Origin of the sequence: Stieleria varia (assembly GCF_038443385.1) — a bacterium.
GTDB classification, from domain to species: domain Bacteria; phylum Planctomycetota; class Planctomycetia; order Pirellulales; family Pirellulaceae; genus Stieleria; species Stieleria varia.
In genome coordinates this window covers 4,134,149-4,152,225 of the sequence record NZ_CP151726.1, presented here as the reverse complement: position 1 = coordinate 4,152,225, position 18,077 = coordinate 4,134,149, and the positions used below count along the sequence as shown (strand labels likewise).

The window sequence follows — 18,077 nt, the reverse complement described above, 5'->3', positions numbered from 1 at the left end:
AGCGAAATGCTACTTGGCCAACAACAGATAGGTTCCGCTTTTGCCTGCGACGGCCAAGTCCACGTCGTCGTCGCCATCGAGGTCTGTGACGACGATTTGCAGGCCGCAGCCCACGTGACCTTCGTCGATCGTGTGACGGGTGAACTGTTTTGATTTGGGATCCCAGGTGTAGTAATACAAACAAGGCATCTCATTGCCGCCAGGGTCTTTGCCGTTGTGAGCGTAGTACCGCTTGCCTGCGATCAACTCGTTTTGGCCGTCCTTATTCAAATCGGCCCAACACAGCGTGTGCGGCTGGCTGTAGCTGGTATCAATCTCATGTTCGCTGAATTGAATCTTGCCATCATCGTCGGCACCGGTATTTTCCCACCAGTACAGACCGTAGGCGTGTCCGTTCCCGATGATCACATCACTGTCCCCGTCGTGGTCCAAATCCACAACGATCATCGGCAAACTGCTGTGCAGATCCCAATCCGCGTGAAAGGCCCACGGTTGCCCCCAAGGATCAGACGCCGGTTGCTCGTACCATCCCTGTCCGACCAATACGTCTTTGCGGCCATCGCCATTGAGGTCGCCGATGGCGAGACCGTGACCGTTACCACGCTTGCCAAGCTCATGACCAACCATTTCGACCACGGCGGGCTTGGAATCTTTGGCCGGTTTCGCCGAATCACTCGGCGCCTTGTCGACCAATCGCCAGATGAACATCGGAACGTCTTTTTTCCAACTATTGACGATCCATTCAGGACGTCCGTCGCCATCCAGGTCCTCCATGATCTGACCCTCGTTGGCTTGATTACCCGTGTCCACGAGCAAATGCTGGCTCCACTGCTTGCCCAACCGTAATGCTTCCTCACCGGGGTTCTCGTACCAGTGAATCTCGGTTGGTAAGAACGATCCCGCGATGACATCCAAGCGTCCGTCACCGTTGACGTCGAACAAATAATCACCGTTGCTCTGTACGTACCCGTTCCAGTCTTCGATGTTTCTCAGCGGGCGCGCGGCCCACTGCCCGCCTTTGTACCATTGGCGACCAGCGACCAAATCGAGTTTTCCGTCTCCGTCGACGTCGCCCGCAGCGATTCCTTCATTGGCATCGACCGTCAGCAGTTGCGGTACGAACTGGATCGGATCGGCTGATTGGACGTTTGAGTGATGCAGAATCACGCTCGCAGCAAGCGCTGCGAGCACATGAATTTTGAAGTGTTTTTTGGTCATTTTGGGAGAGGATCGTGTTGGCGGGCAAAGGGAGGGGTGTGGTTCCTGAGGACATCAGACATTTCCGTCTAGGCTACGCGTCGGGCATTGGCCAAACAAACAGACCTCACGGACCGCCTCCAGTTTAGCAAACACGGCTGCAAGAGTCCGGCTACAACGGAGACAATTGGTCTGGGAGCGGTTTTGACCCCAACTCCCCCCCGACCTAGTGCATCGTCCAGTCTTAGAACGTGGGTTCGGTAGATGAGCCGTTTTGGCGTTAGCCACGGTTTTCGTGACACAACCGTGGCTAACGCCAAAACGGCTAACCCCAAAATCAAGACCGGATGATGCACTAGTGCCAAAATCGCGAGTTGAGCTTTGTGCTGGTATTTGCATCGTTCTGTGTGGCGATCGTGCCGGATATGCTGCGAGAAAGCGGACTCTACAGTGGGGGCGAACCTATTTTGGTCCAGAAAGCTCGTTGAAGAAGGACGCAACGGTGCATGCAGAAAACACTTGGGTCAACTAGAATGAAGTCTGGTCAAACACTCACCCTCAGCGGAGCCAAAACACAACACGTGCGTAAGCAGACTCACACTGTCGTTGACGACACACCCGAACGTAGCATTCTCGCGCGATTGATTCTCAGTGGCCAGGAAGTCCCGGATGATCCTTTGGAGGAACTGCACGGGCTGGCAACCACGGCGGGAACGCAAGTCGTGGGAGAATTGATCCAGCGTCGAAGTTCCGCGGAACATGGCACCTATCTCGGCAAAGGAAAGGTCGAGGAGATGAGGCTGCTCGTCGAACGACACAGCGCCGACGTGGTGATCTTTGACAATGAATTGACCCCGGGGCAAATTCGAAATCTTGAGAAAGCGGTTGGCGCCAAAGTGCTCGATCGCACCGAACTGATCCTCGATATCTTCGCCGCCGGTGCACGGACCCACGAAGCTCGCTTGGCAGTCGAACTGGCACAACTGCAATACTCGCTGCCTCGCTTGAAACGCATGTGGACCCACCTGTCGCGTCAAGCGATGGGTGTCGGTATGCGTGGACCGGGGGAAAAGCAGTTGGAGGTCGACCGACGGCTGGCTCAAAAGCGGATCCATGATCTGAAGGAAGAACTGTCAAAGGTCGAGCGCCGACGCGAAAGAGAGGTCTCCGCGCGGAAAGAATCGCCCACCGTCTCGCTCGTCGGATACACCAACGCTGGCAAGAGCACGTTGATGAACGCGTTGACGCAAGCAGGCGTTCATGCGCAGGACAAACTGTTCGCGACCCTGGACACTCGAACTCGACGTTGGCATTTGGCCAAGTGGGGCATCGTGCTGCTCAGCGATACGGTCGGTTTCATCCGCGATTTGCCTCACTCGCTGGTCGCGAGTTTCAAATCAACGCTGGAAGAAACGCGGCAAGCAGACCTGCTGTTGCATGTCGCCGACGCCAGCAGCCCCGATGTTTTTGCGCAAATCAGCGCGGTCTACGCGGTTCTGTCCGAGTTGCAAATCGAAGAAAAGGATACGCTGCTGGTGCTGAACAAGATCGATGCGATCAAGTCGCCGGCGGTGTTGAATCGTGTGCTGGACCGGTACCCCAACGCGATCCCGGTGAGCGCCAAATCCGCTAAGGGACTGGAGATGCTGACCGAAGCGGTGGGTGAAGCGCTGGGACGTGAGTTCATGGACTTGGACGTCGATGTTGATCCCGCCGACGGACAGCTCTTGGCGTACTTGGCCGCCAAAGGAGAAGTCGTCGCCAAGCAGTTCGTGGATTCAATCATGCGGGTTCGAGTTCGCATGCCGACCGCTGCGATGGGTTTGGTTCGTCGCAACGCCGTCACGATACGCCCGGCAAAGATGCAGCCCTTTGTTCCGTCCGATTTGCGTACGAGTGACGATGACGAGTCAATGAAATCGTCGGGCGAAGTTCCGCGAGACGAATTGCCAGCCGAATTGCCGGATCATTCTGCCGCTGCCAACATGACGGATTCATCACCGGACGTCGCATGAGATTGCCGTGATGCGTTGGGAACCCAAGGAGAGTGTCGCGATTGTGACCGGGGCAAGCAGCGGGATCGGTCGCTGTTTGTGTCGTCGATTGTTGCGCAGTGGTGCGAGCGTGGTGGCGAACGCTCGACGCGAAGAACGGCTGCTGGAACTTCAGGATTCTGCGGACAATGCTTCTGCGGACAATGCCGAGCAACGTTTCTTTCCCGTCGTTGGCGATGTCACCGACCCGACCGTTCGTCAGGAAATCATTCGCGTCGCCGGATCGATCCGCAGCGGTGAGCTGGACCTGTTGGTCAACAATGCGGGAATCGGAGCACTGGGGCCATTTGCCGACGCCGAGCCGTCGCGACTCAGACGGATCATGGAAGTCAACTTTTTTGCACCGGTCGAATTGACGCGGCTCGCGCTGGATCTCTTGCGTCGTGGACGCGCGCCGGTGATTTGCAATCTGTGCAGCGTTTTGGGACACCGCGCGGTGCCGGACAAATCGGAGTACTGTGCCAGCAAGTTCGCGATGCACGGTTTCAGTGATTCACTGCGTGCAGAACTGGCACCCACCGGAATCCAGGTGACTTTGGTCAGTCCCAGTACGACAGAAAGCGAGTTCTTTGATTCATTGATCGATACCGACGCGGGACAAACATCCAAAAGCATTGGCAGTTGGCCAGCGGACCGGGTCGCGAAAGCGACAATGTCGGCAATCCGTGCTCGTCGCAGTGAGGTGATTTGCAGCCTCGGTGGCAAAGCACTCGTGTACGCAGATCGATTGAGTCCCCCCATCGTCAACGCAGTCCTCAAGAAGTCGTAGCTGACTGCGGGTCAAACGGAGTTAGCGTGGTACCTCGTTTAACGACTAGCCGAAGGCGCAATCGCCGCTACCAACCGGTTTGCCCCGCAGGTCCCCGCGCGGCTTCCGCCTACGCCTTCGGCTGCGGGTCAAACGGGGGCAGGGTGGTACATCGTTTTGCGTCTCCCCGATGGCGTTGTCGTCTCACTTTCTTACGTCTACGGTGTTGTCGCTGGGTAGGAGTTGGAGCTTGAGGCCGTCGACGTAGAGCGTTGCCGGTCGCGTCGGTGCGATCAACGCGATGCTGACGAACTCGATGTCGCCGAGATTCAGTTCGTGCAAATCAGGACCCGCCAGCAATTCGGCTCGTGTGAGACGGATCGACTGTGTTTCCCCAGGTGACAATGTGTACGTTGCGCGGAAGGTGTCGGAGTGTTCGGTCGCTCTGTCGCGGTCGATGACTTTGATCATCATCTCCACGTCGGAACCAGAATGCCGCGGGTCCAAAGTGACATCCAACGCCAGTTGCTCCGCGCGACGCCAATTCTTTGGGAAATCAATCAACGTCGCTGATGGAAACTCGGCCGGGCGAAAATCCAATCGCATGCTGTAGGGTCCGTCGGTGACATGTTCGGTGGACAGCGCTGAAGAGCATTCGTGGAGGTACCATCGTGTCAAAGCAAGTTCTGAACGGAAATCACAGAGGTCGGGGAAATTCGTTTGAGCCCGTCTGACATCCAGCAAAACATTCAGGGGGCGATACCAAGCCACCGCGATCAGCGCGACGCCCATTCCCGCCCAGACAAACCACCGTTTGCTGACTCTGCGACGATTCCATCCGACGTAGAAACACACCGCGGCCGCCGCGCCCAACGTGTTGGCGATGGCGTCATGTACCGCGGCACTGCGTCCGATCACCTTCTGGACGCCCTCCATGCCCAAACCAAATCCGGAGCAGAGAACAAACACTGACAAGCAACGAATGATCATTTGCCGTCGATCGGAATGATCGATCGGCCGAACACGTTGTAGGAAGTACAGCACACCGAGGGTGACGCAAAAGAAAAGTGGTCCGTGAACCAAATCGCCCACGGCCACGGCGACGCGGCCGTGAAATGGAATGGGCACCACCAGGGCACCCACAACGCATGCCAGCGATAGGCACGCGAGAAAAATCAAGCGACGCGTGGAGACCTTGCGATCCGGTGAGGCTGCTGGAGCGGTCGACGACATGCGGTTATTTCGCGACGCTCTTGAGATAGCCCATCAGTTCAAGGATTTCACCTTTGGAATATTGGTCCAGCAACGCTTTGGGCATCATCGAAGTCGAAGACTTCACCATGTCGTCGATGTCATCTTGGGCGATCACGGTGGGCTCTTTGGACTCGGGATTGGTCAGCAGGCTGACTGCCTCATCGTCTTCCTTGACCAAGATCCCGGACACCGTTTTTCCGTCAACCGTCAAAACCAAGTGCATTGCGTATTTCGGGTCGATCTTGTGTGAGGGATCAAGGATTTCACGCAGGATTCCGACGCTGTCTCCTTTCCAACGCGGCCAAAGATCCGTCAGCTCGGGACCGACCACGCCTCCCTTTCCGGCGATCTTATGGCATCCCGCACAGGAGGCTTCCACGAACAGTTTTTGGCCGATCGCTGGAGTGCTGCCCCGCAAGCCGGCTTCGATATCATCCTCCAGGTCGTCCACCGTCCACGCTTGCACGAATGCTCGGTTGCTGCCGATCGGATTCTTGGGTTCGACGGGGGCTTTGTTCCATTGCTCCAGGTCTGAGACAACGACCATCACGCCGTACATGCGATACCAATGCTGTGGAAAAGTGCAAACATACGGGTATTCGCCCGGCTCAGTCGGTGCGTCGATCGTCAATCGCGTGACTTCATCTGGTTGAATCATCGGTGTCGCGGCGATCACATCGTCCGAATCGGGGACGTAAGCCAAACCGTTCGTGCCCTCGGGTCCAACATTCAGCCCGGCGTTGGCAACTTCCTTCAGCTTTCCAGGTTGGGTGATCACCAGATTGTGCGGCATCAGATCGTGATTCTCCAAAACGATCTGAACAGGACGCCCGGCCTCGACCGCAAAATACGGCACGTCGTACCGCATCTCTTCTTCGACCGTTCGAATCTTGATCACACGCACGGTGACTTCGTTGAGTCTGCCTCGGTACGTTTTCGCAACGTCTGCGGGTACCTTTGCGAGCAGCCGATCCACCAATTGCATCGCATCGACGAATTCGTCCGTCGTCCGATCAGCGGGCGGCGTTTTTTCTGCGAGCCCGACCAAGAACTCGGCGGTGCTCTGACAAAGTGCTCCGTCGGCCGTGCCACGTGGCAGTCGCAATAACGATCTGACAGCGGAATTGCGAAGTGTGTCGCTTGCGACCAACGGTGCCAGCTTGGCAAAGTTTGCCGCTGGGTCGTCGTTCAATTCACCGAGTGCAGCGATCGCAGCCGACGACACACTTTGACTTTCTGAGGAATCAATCAACCGGATCAAACGATCTCGGCTTGCGTTCCGCTGATCAGCTTTTGGCAACAGTTTGATGGAATTCGCCCAAGCGATGTTGGATTCGTCGCTGGCGTCGGCGATCGTCATCGCTTGATCAGACAGTCCGGCGACCGTGAGTGCAGCGAAAGCCACGCTGGCATGTTCGGGCGAGTCATCCGCAGCAACTGATTCTAGATCGTCGGCGATGGATTGCAGGGACGCGGGTTCCTGCGTCAGCAGCATCCTCGTCAACGCGTCTAGTGTCCTTTGCGATTCGCGACCGTCTAGCTTGATACTCTTGATCGCGTCCAAAAGAACAGCCGCCTGACTTGTCCCATCGATCTTCGCCAACGCCTCGACCGATTCGATTCGATATTGAGGCGACATGCCACTGCGGCCCAAGATGGCTTGGTAAACCGGCTTGTACTTGGGATCGTCGGTCTGACGCGGGACCATCAACAGTCGCGTGTCGTCCAACCGTTTCAATTGATACTCGACGATCCGCGGGCTCTTGTCCAAAAACACCGTTGGTGCTTCGACCGGTGCCGACTTGGCATCGCCATGCTGGTGCGCGGAATGAGTATCATCTGAGCGGCCGGTGGTCGGAACGGCGCAAACGACTGCGACAAAGTAAACCGGAATCCAGAGAACGGCAAACTTGCTCACTGCTCTTGCTCCAAAGCACGCATGGTTTCATCGAGGGTATATTGCAGATAATCATCCATCTCAAACTCGAGCACACCGAGGGCCATCTCAACGGCTTCATCGCCGCTGAGGAAACTGACCGCGCGGACGGCCTCCAGTCGAACTCGTGGGTGTTTGTCCGAGATGCTCGTGGCGATCAATTCCTTGTGATTGGGGATCGCATGCAGCATGTGAGAAATCAGTCGGACCGCCGCCGCTCGTGCTCGGTGGTCATCGGCCGATAGCAGCTTGCCCAGCAAGTCCATGTCGACGTGATTGTGGGTTTGGTACATCCAAGCAGCTTCCAACAAATGGTGGGTGTGATTCTCATCGCTGTCGTCCAAACCGGCGACCCAAGAGCCGATGGCTGGAATCACATCGTCGCTGTGACGTTGAGCCAATTCTCGGCGGGCACGGTAACGCGTGCGATCCTCAGGTGTTTTCAGCAACTCCAGCAAAGCAGCATTGGGCTGACCATCGATCTTGGCCGGCTCGACCAGGGGACGATCTTTGTGAGTCACTCGCCAGATACGACCGTGGGAGTGATCGCGGCTGGGGTCACGCAGATTGTGCTGCAAGTGTCCGATCAGTGCGTTGTGCCAATCGACGATGTACAGCGAACCGTCTGGCGCGAACTGCACATCGACAGGGCGAAAATTTCCGTCGTCGCAACTCAGCAACGGTTCGACTTCCGTGCCCACAAATCCGCTGTCTTGCTCCTCGATACGGTGGTTCAAGATCGCTCGCTCGCCGATCACGTTGGTGACCAAGAAGTTGCCTTGCATGTCGTCGGGGAAGTGGCGGCTGGAAACGATCGCACAACCAGCCAACGGTCGAATGCGTTTCTTGTAGAACGTCAGGTGTTGATACTTCGGATCACCACCGGTTACGTCCGCCATACGTCGGTGTTGGCTACCGCCGGGGTGCTTGAGTGGATACTCGATGTGACCGGAAATCGGCGCGGCCCAGTAAGCAAAACCCGGTGACGCGTCGCCGATGAAATCTTGGCCCCATTTGTCATAACAGTACCCCCATGGATTCGAAAATGCGAACGAAACATGAGAGCCCATCCGCTCGGTGCGCGGGTTGTATTTCCATATTCCGGCTTCGGCCATCCGGCGAACCCCGTAGGGAGATTCCACAGCGGAGAACTTGAACGTGCCTTCTTGGAAATACAGATTTCCGCCCGGGCCCCATTCAAACGCTGCGATGCCGTGGTGGGAGTCCGCGGAGTCAAAACCGATCAACTGCCGCACCGTGACATCGGCTTTGTCGTCGCCGTCGGTATCCTTCATGAACCAAATGTCGGGTTGACGAGAGACGTAAGCGCCACCGTGACCGAGTTCAAAACCGGTGGGTTGGTGAAGATTGTCGGCAAAGACTTTGCAAACATCCGCATCGTGGTCGCCATCGGTGTCTTCAAAGATCAGCAGTTTGTCGTTCATCGGTGACTTGGGTTTCCAGTGCGGGTACGACTTCATCGTCGCGACCCACAGACGTCCCTTGGAGTCAAACTGCAAAGCGACCGGGTTGGATAACTCCGGGAACTGTTCCTCCGAGGCAACGAGTTGGATTTCGTAACCATCGGCGAGTCGGAACAGTTTTTGTTGTTCGGCGGCTGGCAAATAATTGAGCGACCCGAGCTTTCCGGCCTTGGCATTCTTGTCGTCTTGTCCACCGACGTTGGTCTTCGGTTCGATGAACGCCAGGGTATTGGAATCGTCGACCAAATTGGGGACAGATTCGCCTCGCGCGACAGTCCAGATGCGGGCATCTCGATTGGCCGTCATTTCGTCCAAGATGGCTCGCTCACGCTCCATGACGTCGCGATTGTTGTACGTCCCATCATTCCCCGCGAGTCCTCGATCGCCGTAGATTGAAAACCCGTTGACGGCACGATATCGGTGAAACCAATGAAAATTTTTGCCGTCCACTTCCGCTTTGACACTCTCGTTGACTGCGTCGGGAGTCCCCGCGCCGAACAATGACTCGTCCAAGATCCGGGCAAATGCAGCGTATCCGGCTTCGTTCAGTTGAAACCCATTGATCGTCAATCGATCGTCCGACTTCTCGAACAGCGCCTTGGTGGGCGCGAAGACATCGGCAAACACAGCCCCGGTGTCTGCGGCGACTTCTGCCATGGCTTGGGTATAAAGTGCCAAGTTCGCGTTCTGCTCGACGCCGTCGGACAAATTCGGGTCACCGATATTCTCAAACGCGATCGGTGAGACGAGGACGACGTCGGGGTTTCCTTTGCCGTAATCATTCGACTTGGTGTCGTTGACCAGTTTGGTGAGATCGGACTTGAACTTCGAAAGTCCTTTCTTGCCCGCAAACGATTCGTTGTAGCCAAAGAAGTACATGACGACGGACGCCTGGCTGTGCGTCAGGTGGCTATCCGGCTCACCGAAATTCTTGGAGCGAATGCGGAGGTAGGGTTCGTCCCCTGGGAAGCAGAGATTGCGGACCACGAGGTTCAGGTCTGAGAAACGCTGATGCAGCAGCGACTCCCACTGGTTCTGCACCTGCATGCGTTCCCCCAAACCGTTGCCAACAAGACAAATGTGGTCACCTTTTTCAAGCTGCAATGGTTCGGCATCGGCGACCGCGGTCAGGCAGGACAGCACCAGCAGGACAGCGAATGAAATTTTCGGATTCATGGGCTTGGCAGTGGAGGATTCGGGAAGCGGGATCGGGGAGGTTTGGGAAGAAATCAGATTGTGATTCAATGAATCGTCGGGCACCACCGCGAGGCGGCGTTTGAGAGCCGCAAATCGGCAGAAAAATCCGGTTTGTTCACATTATATCGCCATGTGCCGCCATGAACCCGGACTATCGTTTTGTTGACAATCGGCCGCTGCCTGTCTGCCTGATGTGGTTGCTGGCGAAATAGCAAGCATTGATTCTCACGCAGCGTGAGATTCCTTTTACATTGTTCTGAACTGAATTCGACCAATGAAATGGCGGTGAATCGTTTAATCACATAGACGGCGGTAGCCCGCGTCGGATTTCGCGGGCCTGACCGGCACTCGGGCGAGAACCACTCGCCCCCGGACCGCTGCAGATCGTTGCGAAAAAGGAACGGTACGATGAACCTCTCTTCTGCGAAACCCACTTCTGCGAAACCTATTTCTGCGAGACAAGGTGTGCCTGCTCAGCAGCCATCCGAGCCAGCCGCATCACTTCTCTGGACGGGCACGACGCTGCCCCTGTTTCTACGCCCCGTGCTGCGTGTCGTGTTGATGATCGGCGCGTTGTCGGTTGCATTGACGCAAGGAACCGCATCTGCTGAGCAGATCGACTTGGATGTCTCGCTCGCCAACCCAATGATGCTCTCGGGCGAAAAAGAAATCAACTACTTGCGAATCTCACTGACGGGATTTGAGCAGACGGCCAAAGGAGAGCGTGCGCCGGTCAATACCGCCATCGTCATCGACAACAGCTCGTCGATGTCCGGCAGCAAGATCGAGCAAGCGCGTAAAGCGGCAATCCAAGCCGTCGAGCGTCTGGATGACAACGACATCGTCTCCATCGTCTTGTACAACTCGTCGGCCACGGTATTGGTTCCGGCAACCAAAGCCACAGACCGAGAATCGATCATTGAAAAAATTCGCTCGGTCAAAGCACAGGGCAGCACGGCTTTGTTTGCAGGTGTCAGCAAGGGAGCTGCCGAGGTGAGAAAGTTCCTCAGCGACGAGTCGGTCAACCGTGTGATCCTGTTGTCGGATGGTAAAGCGAACATTGGTCCCAGCAGTCCGAGAGAACTGGAGCAATTGGGTGCGTCGCTGGTCAAAGAAGGCATCAGTGTCAGCACACTCGGGCTTGGGCTGGGTTACAACGAAGACCTGATGAGCCGCCTAGCCTCGGCTGGCAGTGGCAACCACTTTTTCATCGAAGAAGCCGATGATCTGATCGCGGTGTTTAACAACGAGTTCAATGATTTGATGAGCGTGGTCGCGACCGAGTTTGAGATTCACGCGCGGTTGAGCAAGAGTGTTCGTCCGGTTCGAGTCCTAGGAACCAAAGCAAATATCATTGGCCAGGACATCCACATTCCATTGGTGCAGCTCTACTCCAAGCAACAGCGATATTTTGTCGTTGAGGTGGAAGTCACTCCAGGGGAGCCGAACGAGTCACTGGAATTGGGCGACGTGAGCGTCGAGTATCAGAATCTGGTCACCAACACGAGGGACAAGTTGTCCAGTGCGGTCAATGTTCGGTTCACCGACGATGAGTCACTGGTCAAAAAGAACCGCAATCATGAAACCTACGCCTATTGCACGATCCAAATTGCAAACGAACGCAATGTTCGAGCCACCGCGTTGAGAGATGCTGGGCAAATCGACGAAGCCAAGCAACTGTTGAATTTGAACGGCCGTGTACTCGCGGAAGTGGAAATGGAGTGCAAGGATTTGGGGGTCGCTGAAAGCGTCATCCCGCAACTGAAAATCAATCGATTGTTCAACTCTCAGCAAGCTCAAGGAATCGAAAACGATGGCGAGTGGGTGAAGAACCGCAAGTCGATGCGAGCAGCCCAAAGCTACAACTCGGCTCAGCAACGCTACGAAGTCAAAGTGCCCGATTCGAGCTCCAAGTAAGACGGATGGAGCTTGAGTCGGCATCAAGAGTCATCTCCCCCAAGGAAGAGGTCGAGCAGAGCCTAGTGGTCTGGGGCAACTTATCTTGAGGGTAGTGGATCTTGTTAAAGATCCTGTAGCGGCGGGATCTTTAACAAGATCCACTACGGCAAACCCTAACTTCTAGCAGTCCCAGACCACTAGTCCGGATTATTCACGCGACTCTCTATAGTCTTCGCAATACGTTTGCACGAAACGGCTTACGCGGATTGGCGCGAAAACAGGTTGCGCCTATCAGCCGCCACGCGAAAGCGTCCAGTTCTCACGCCTGTAATCGGGAACCGGACGCTATCGAGAGCGTCCCGCTTAGAAAGTTGATCGCACCAGCCACTTTTCTCGTCTTTACTAGCACGACGCGCAAGCGAGTGAATCGTCTTTTTGTGCTTCTATTCACTCGCTTGCGCGTCGTGCTGGTATTTTGCTTGAAATTCAACGTGAAACCATGCGTTCTAAGCAGAACGCTCTCTATCACGTGCCGGCTGATGAATAATCCGGGCTAGGCGAATGCGAGAGGGGGTAACTCGCACCGGTTGATCATTTGAACGCGGCTTGCCCAGCGCAGGCACCCTCCCGGATCTTGCGTCGCTTGATCCGACCTCCTCCAGCTGCGGAGACTGCTGATTTAGTGAGCCGCAAGGCGCTAGCCGCGGGCCTAATGGTGTTGACGAAACCCTTCGAGGCCCGTGGCTAGCGCCATCGGCTCACAGACACAACGCAACACGACTAAATCAGCAGTCTCCTGCGTGAGGGAGGTGACAGAATCCTGCGGAGCACTGTCGTGCCGCAACACCATTAACATCAACGGAAATTCCCCACCGCCCACGAATCATCGTACGCATTCATGGAACCGAGGTATCCATAGGCGGACCCGTCGCTGATAGTCGTTGTACGCCTCACCGAAACGCAATCTTAGGTCCGACTCTTCAACCGGACGCACCGCGATGTGCCACAGCACTGCACCGGCAAGCGAATAGACGATCACCGCGTAGCTGCCCAAGCACCAACCCACCGCGATTGCTTGCACGATACCCGCGACCGCCATCGGGTTCCGCACGAATCGATACGGTCCTGCGATCACCAATCGAGGTGCCGTGGCGGTCGGCAGAGGCGTTCCGTCGCCGCTTGCCGCCATCGTCACGCCGCTCCACAGGCCTAGACACGACGCCGCGACAAACAACCCGATCGACACGGGCGTTTGAAAAGCGTGCTCGAACCCGTTGATGCCGCTATAGCGATCCAGTTCAACAATCCCCATCGGCAGCACCCAACGAAAAACGCACCAAAAGATCGCGGTCTGCCCAAGTGTCCAAAGTACCGCCTGCGAATGCTTCATCGCTGTCACACGAATTGTTGCTGGCGATTGATCGGCCTTTCCATGAATCGTCGCCATCGCAAGCGACAACCCCGCCATGCTGACCATCATCGACGACGCGATCCAAGCCTCGCCTGTTTGTATGCTCGCCGCGATGCAAACCAACGTCGGGTACCAAACCGTCACGGCAACAACCCCTACCACATGGCCAGCCCAGTCGCGTTGCTGCAAGACTCCGATCGCTGCGATGATCGAACCAGCGATGATCAAAACGAAATCGGCGAGCCAAAAAGACAAGAGGGACTCAACCGGCCAATCCGCTGGCTGAAACCACTTGACGCTCGGCGGGTACGCAATCAGCAGCCCCCACCAAGCGGCAGTGCCGATGGCTTGGATCAGGAAGTAGCTCGTCACGATTTGCTTGGGATGCATGGGAACTCCACATCAACAAAGACGACCTGATCTGGTTTCACGCCATTCCTGTAACCAATTTGACAATACCCCAACACGTGCCGACACGACTGGCGCACCGGGTAGTGGGATTCGCCAGAATTCCTTTCGGACAGGATTTCTGTCGTAATCCATTACGCCACCTTTTGATGAGGCGTCCCTTAGCGGATGTCTACTTCTCCATGACGATGGAATCACTCGGCGAATCGACGGTACCTGATAATCGTCGCTTTGGCTTGTGTGCCCAATTGTCTCCAAACACTACTCAGCTAACCACACATTTCATCGTCGTTCGGCTGGTTCTTGCGACGTCGCTCGTCGTAGCTTATCGAATATACGTACAGCCGCTCGACTTTGGCTCTGGCCCATTCCGTCTTGCGAAGGAACTTCAGGCTGCTGTTGATACTCGGATCGTCGTTGAAGCAGTTGATGTTGATCCGCTGCCCCAGTCGCTCCCAACCGTACTCGGCGACCAAGTATTCGAGCATCGCTTTGAGTGTGACGCCGTGCAGCGGATTGTTGGGTTGGGATTGATTCATCGTCCGTCTTGGTTCAACGTGAATTGAAGTCGAGTGTGATCTTTGCCATTCGGAAACGTGAAACGCAGGGGTCGGGAATGGCTGAGAGTACTTGGGGACCCCATCCTCGGAAACCCCCTGAAATTCTTCGCATTGAGCCAAAATCGATCGGCAGGTGCTCTGACGACAGTGTCGCCAACGCGTCACTTTTGCACCGCATCTTTACTCGATGGATCTGGCAATGATGAACAAAACGCCCGATCGCTACATTCGCGAGGCTGCTTTATCACAGGCTCCGCTCATGCTCGGCGAGTGTGGATGCGGTAGCGAACTTGAGCGCAAAATGAAGAGCAACATCCGTTAGAATCTGCTCTTCGCCTTCAGCTACAACGCTCTTGAATTCCGGTCGCAACTGGGTTGCTGTATCTGATCTTCGGCGTTTTGCTCAGCCTCATGATTGCAGCGGTAGTGATGAGTATTAGCAGCGTGACGCTGATTGCGAATGCGCTGAGATTGCGGGCAACCAAGCTATCACGGTTCCGATTGGTCGATTTGCGACCGGCGTATAAGCTTGGTAGACCGTAAAACAAGTCCCCCTTTCCGCAAATGAGTTGGAGAGTGTCCACTGAAAAGAAACCCCTCGCAGGCACTTTGTCGATCTGAAAGACAAGCCGACATGCCGTTGCTCAGATCAAAGGAGTGATTTCAGTGCAAGCGTTCATGTTCAATTCCGCACTATCAATCGTTGCGACTGCCGGAATATTTTGTACCGCCGCCACTGCCCAAATGCCTTTGATGGGCAGCAAGGCGTCGCCGGTCGGTCGCACATTCACGCCTCCACCACCAATTCCGATAGCACCCCATGGTTTAGAGCAACTCGATCAAAGCGGGCCACTGTTTCCCGGTGTTCGCATCGACGCAAGCGACCACGATGCCAGGCCAACTCCTGTTTACGTCGACGGCGAAATGGTTTCGGAAGTGTTCCCAATGGAAATAGAGGTCCAAGGGTACCGACTAGATGATTTCCTGACGCTGGCGGCTCAGAACAATCCCACGATCCGCCAAGCTCGACTACAGATATCAGCACAGACCGCCAAGGCCTTGCAGGCTGGCTTGTATCCGAACCCGATCCTAAACTACATCGGCGAGCAGATCGGGGTTGATGCCGAAGGCGACAAAGATTCGCCAGGCGAGTTTCAAGGCATGACGATGACTCAACGCTTCGTGACCGCCGGCAAGTTGAAACTGAGTCGCGAAAAGTACATGCGGCGTGCTCACGTCTCCGAACACCTCGCAATAACTCAACAGTTCCGCGTGTGCAATGACGTTCGCATTCATTTCTTCCGTGCGCTAGCGGGTCGCGAAATTGTCGAACTGCGAAAGGAATTGTTGAAGACGGCCGAAGACGGTGCTGTCACCACTCGCGAGCTTTACAACCAAGGTCAAGCAACACGGCCACAAGTTCGCAAATCAAGTATCACGCTTCAGCGAGCTCGGTTGGATGTGCTTGCGGCCGAGAACCACTATCGCGAATCGTTCCGACGGTTGCTGGCGATTGTTGGTGTGGATTTGACCGACGGTGTTGTTTCAGGCGACTTGATGCCGCAGGGTGATCCAATTTCCTATCAGGAAGCGATGTCTTTGGTGCTCGCTGAGAGCCCAGAGCTTGCCGCTGCTCGGGCCAAGCTAGCGGCTGACCAAGTTACGATTCGACGAGAACAAGTCGAGTGGGTGCCCGACATTGTTGCTGAAGGTGGAGCCGGATACAACTTCGAGGCTAAGGAAACAGTCGCTGCCGCAGGCGTGTTGGTCGAGTTGCCTGTGTTCGATCGCAATCAAGGCACCATTCGCCAGGCTCAGTTGGATTACCGTCGTCAACAGGAGGAGATTCGTCGCACGGAGTTGATGCTGCATCAGCAGATGGCCAATGTCTATCAGCAGTATCTAACGGCACTGCAAATCGCGACTGAATACGATCGTGTCATCATCCCTGAAGCCGAACTGGCCTATCAGGAATTGCTAGAAAGCTATAAAGCGAACCGCGTGGACTGGCCGACGGTGCTCGATGCTCAAATGGAATACTTCGACTCTCGTTTGACAAGAGTTCAATATCTTGAACAAGTCCGCACGAACGAAGTACTCGTGAGAGGCTACCTGCTGCATGGCGGCTTGATGGCAGCCCCTGGCCCCACGCCACCTGGTCACATCGACGCCGTCGCAAAACCTCGCTAACCGACGATGCGTCTCTACAAAAGTTCATCTACAACAATCAGTCTCAATCCCATGACCAGTCCAGAAGATCGTCGCAAGTTTTTGAAAGTGGGCTCGATCGCCGCAGCAACCGGTTTCATTAGCAATTTGCTGGGCCGCAATACCAACGCGCAAGAGCCCATGCAGCGCAGCGATACGATGAAACACGACAACATGCCACAGCCCATCGGTAACGCGTCGGCGCGTCCAGAAATCCCAGCCACATCCGATGTCGCTGCCGAGTACGACGGTTTCTCGCGATTCAAACCCAGTCGCGGACTCGATCCAGACTCGGACTATTACATCGGCAAGTTGGTTCCCGGATTTCGCAATGCTTCCGATGGCCCCGCTCCTTTCGAGGCTCCGGACATTCCAAAGCTGTCCTACAAGATGGACAACGGCGTGAAGGTCTTTGAACTCGTGTCCATGGCGGTTCAACAAGAATTCCATCCCGGCGTGAAGATGAACGTTTACGGCTACAACGGCAGCATGCCAGGGCCGACAATCGAGGTCACGCAAGGCGAGCGTGTTCGCATCATCGTGACCAATGAGTTGCCGGAAGATACTTTTGTGCATTGGCACGGTTTCGAGCTGCCCATCCAGTATGACGGAGCCGCCACGTTGACACAAAATCCCATCAAGCCTGGTAAGACCAAGGTATTCGAGTTCGACGTTCACGAAGAAGGAACCTTCTTTTATCACTCGCATTTGCCGATGCAGGAAGCGTTTGGACAGGTCGGATGGTTCATCGTCCATCCCAAGAAATCTTTCGACCCACCGGTGGATCGGGATTTCGGATTGCTATTTCAGAACTTTCATATTCCTCCAACGCACACGATCAGCGATTCAATGGCGATGGATTGGAATTGGCACACAATCAATGGAAAAAGTGGCCCCTACACGACTCCGTTGGTCTGCAAGCATGGGGAACGTGTTCGTGTGCGTTTGTTGAATTTCTCCCCAATGCAACATCATCCGGTCCACTTGCATGGGCACACGTTTTGGGTGACCGGTCACGAAGGTGCTCGCATTCCCAAGAGTGCTTGGGTTCCCCGCAACAACGAACTGGTCGGTGTCGCTCAAGCATCAAGTTTCGAGTTCATCGCCAACAATCCCGGCGATTGGATTTTCCACTGCCACATGGTCCATCACATGATGAACCATATGGTCAAACAAGTCGGACCGCGATTTCGCCATGACGCTTCGGTCGATCAGTATCTTGCGAATCTCAGCAGCCGCCCGGAAGTCGACGCTTTACGAGACGACAAATTCTCGACGCCAGGCTACCCACAGAAGATGCAGGGCATGGAGATGTCCAGCGACTTCATGAAGGTGATCTGGAGCCGAAAGGAAGTTCGCGGAATGCGAGCGAACTACCCAATGAGCGTGAATGGTTTGATGACGGTGATGCGTGTTTTGCCCGATGACCTCTACGACGTGGTGATGAATAGCGATCAGGACGTTGAAAAAGGAGCGGTATTTGCAGAGATTGTTCGCCGATTTGGTGATCCGTCGAAGTACATGGCCGCGCCGAAAATGATGAGGTGAAGCAGACGGAACAATTCAAAGCACTGCCATGGGCGAACTCGGCTTGCCTCGAGTCAAAGGGAGCACTCGAGTCAAAGGGGTCAGCAACCATTTCCCCCATGTCGGTCCCCACGAGACGCTCGCAATCGCCATCGAACTAGACTGCAAACGCCGAATGACGTTGTAACGTGAAA

General features: G+C 55.5%; 11 protein-coding genes and 1 pseudogene. 6 read left to right on the top strand and 6 right to left on the bottom strand.

What is annotated here, in order from left to right; genetic code table 11:
- Positions 1 to 9 precede the first annotated feature (9 nt).
- The gene (locus tag Pla52nx_RS13930; protein ID WP_146521081.1) at positions 10 to 1,218 is read right to left on the bottom strand and encodes an FG-GAP repeat domain-containing protein; all 1,209 of its coding nucleotides are present in this window, start codon (positions 1,216 to 1,218) and stop codon (positions 10 to 12) included.
- Between the two features lie 512 nt (positions 1,219 to 1,730).
- On the opposite strand from Pla52nx_RS13930, the gene hflX reads away from it, so the two are divergent.
- On the top strand, positions 1,731 to 3,212 hold the full coding sequence (hflX, locus tag Pla52nx_RS13925) for a GTPase HflX (protein ID WP_146521082.1): 1,482 nt from the start codon (positions 1,731 to 1,733) through the stop codon (positions 3,210 to 3,212).
- A gap of 10 nt (positions 3,213 to 3,222) precedes the next feature.
- Positions 3,223 to 4,020 carry an SDR family NAD(P)-dependent oxidoreductase gene (locus tag Pla52nx_RS13920; RefSeq protein ID WP_146521083.1) on the top strand — a complete coding sequence of 266 codons (798 nt, stop codon included), beginning with the start codon at positions 3,223 to 3,225 and terminating at the stop codon, positions 4,018 to 4,020.
- A 183-nt stretch (positions 4,021 to 4,203) separates the two neighbouring features.
- On the opposite strand, the gene Pla52nx_RS13915 is transcribed toward Pla52nx_RS13920, so the two are convergent.
- From Pla52nx_RS13915 to Pla52nx_RS13905, 3 genes are read right to left on the bottom strand one after another with little or no spacing between them, the layout of a single operon-like run.
- On the bottom strand, positions 4,204 to 5,232 hold the full coding sequence (locus Pla52nx_RS13915) for a hypothetical protein (RefSeq protein ID WP_146521084.1): 1,029 nt from the start codon (positions 5,230 to 5,232) through the stop codon (positions 4,204 to 4,206).
- A gap of 4 nt (positions 5,233 to 5,236) precedes the next feature.
- A complete protein-coding gene (locus Pla52nx_RS13910) occupies positions 5,237 to 7,171 on the bottom strand; it encodes a c-type cytochrome (RefSeq protein ID WP_146521085.1) in 1,935 nt (644 codons plus the stop codon).
- Positions 7,168 to 9,849 carry a PVC-type heme-binding CxxCH protein gene (locus tag Pla52nx_RS13905; RefSeq protein ID WP_146521086.1) on the bottom strand — a complete coding sequence of 894 codons (2,682 nt, stop codon included), beginning with the start codon at positions 9,847 to 9,849 and terminating at the stop codon, positions 7,168 to 7,170. The genes Pla52nx_RS13910 and Pla52nx_RS13905 overlap by 4 nt, the downstream gene beginning before the upstream one ends.
- Positions 9,850 to 10,278: 429 nt before the next feature.
- On the opposite strand from Pla52nx_RS13905, the gene Pla52nx_RS13900 reads away from it, so the two are divergent.
- Positions 10,279 to 11,787 (top strand): vWA domain-containing protein, encoded by a 1,509-nt coding sequence (locus Pla52nx_RS13900; RefSeq protein ID WP_231742100.1) that lies wholly within the window; start codon positions 10,279 to 10,281, stop codon positions 11,785 to 11,787.
- A gap of 865 nt (positions 11,788 to 12,652) precedes the next feature.
- Here Pla52nx_RS13900 and Pla52nx_RS13895 read toward each other — a convergent pair.
- Positions 12,653 to 13,570, bottom strand: a complete 918-nt coding sequence (locus tag Pla52nx_RS13895) for a methyltransferase family protein (RefSeq protein ID WP_146521087.1) — start codon at positions 13,568 to 13,570, stop codon at positions 12,653 to 12,655.
- 287 nt (positions 13,571 to 13,857) lie between these two features.
- Positions 13,858 to 14,127 (bottom strand): VF530 family DNA-binding protein, encoded by a 270-nt coding sequence (locus Pla52nx_RS13890; RefSeq protein ID WP_146521088.1) that lies wholly within the window; start codon positions 14,125 to 14,127, stop codon positions 13,858 to 13,860.
- A 310-nt stretch (positions 14,128 to 14,437) separates the two neighbouring features.
- On the opposite strand from Pla52nx_RS13890, the pseudogene Pla52nx_RS13885 reads away from it, so the two are divergent.
- The 3 genes and pseudogenes from Pla52nx_RS13885 to Pla52nx_RS13875 all read left to right on the top strand — a co-directional run.
- Positions 14,438 to 14,691, top strand: a pseudogene (locus Pla52nx_RS13885) (hypothetical protein); the annotation flags it as partial.
- A gap of 135 nt (positions 14,692 to 14,826) precedes the next feature.
- A complete protein-coding gene (locus Pla52nx_RS13880) occupies positions 14,827 to 16,338 on the top strand; it encodes a TolC family protein (RefSeq protein WP_231742101.1) in 1,512 nt (503 codons plus the stop codon).
- A 51-nt stretch (positions 16,339 to 16,389) separates the two neighbouring features.
- The gene (locus tag Pla52nx_RS13875) at positions 16,390 to 17,904 is read left to right on the top strand and encodes a copper oxidase (protein ID WP_146521089.1); all 1,515 of its coding nucleotides are present in this window, start codon (positions 16,390 to 16,392) and stop codon (positions 17,902 to 17,904) included.
- The last annotated feature ends 173 nt before the right edge of the window (positions 17,905 to 18,077 follow it).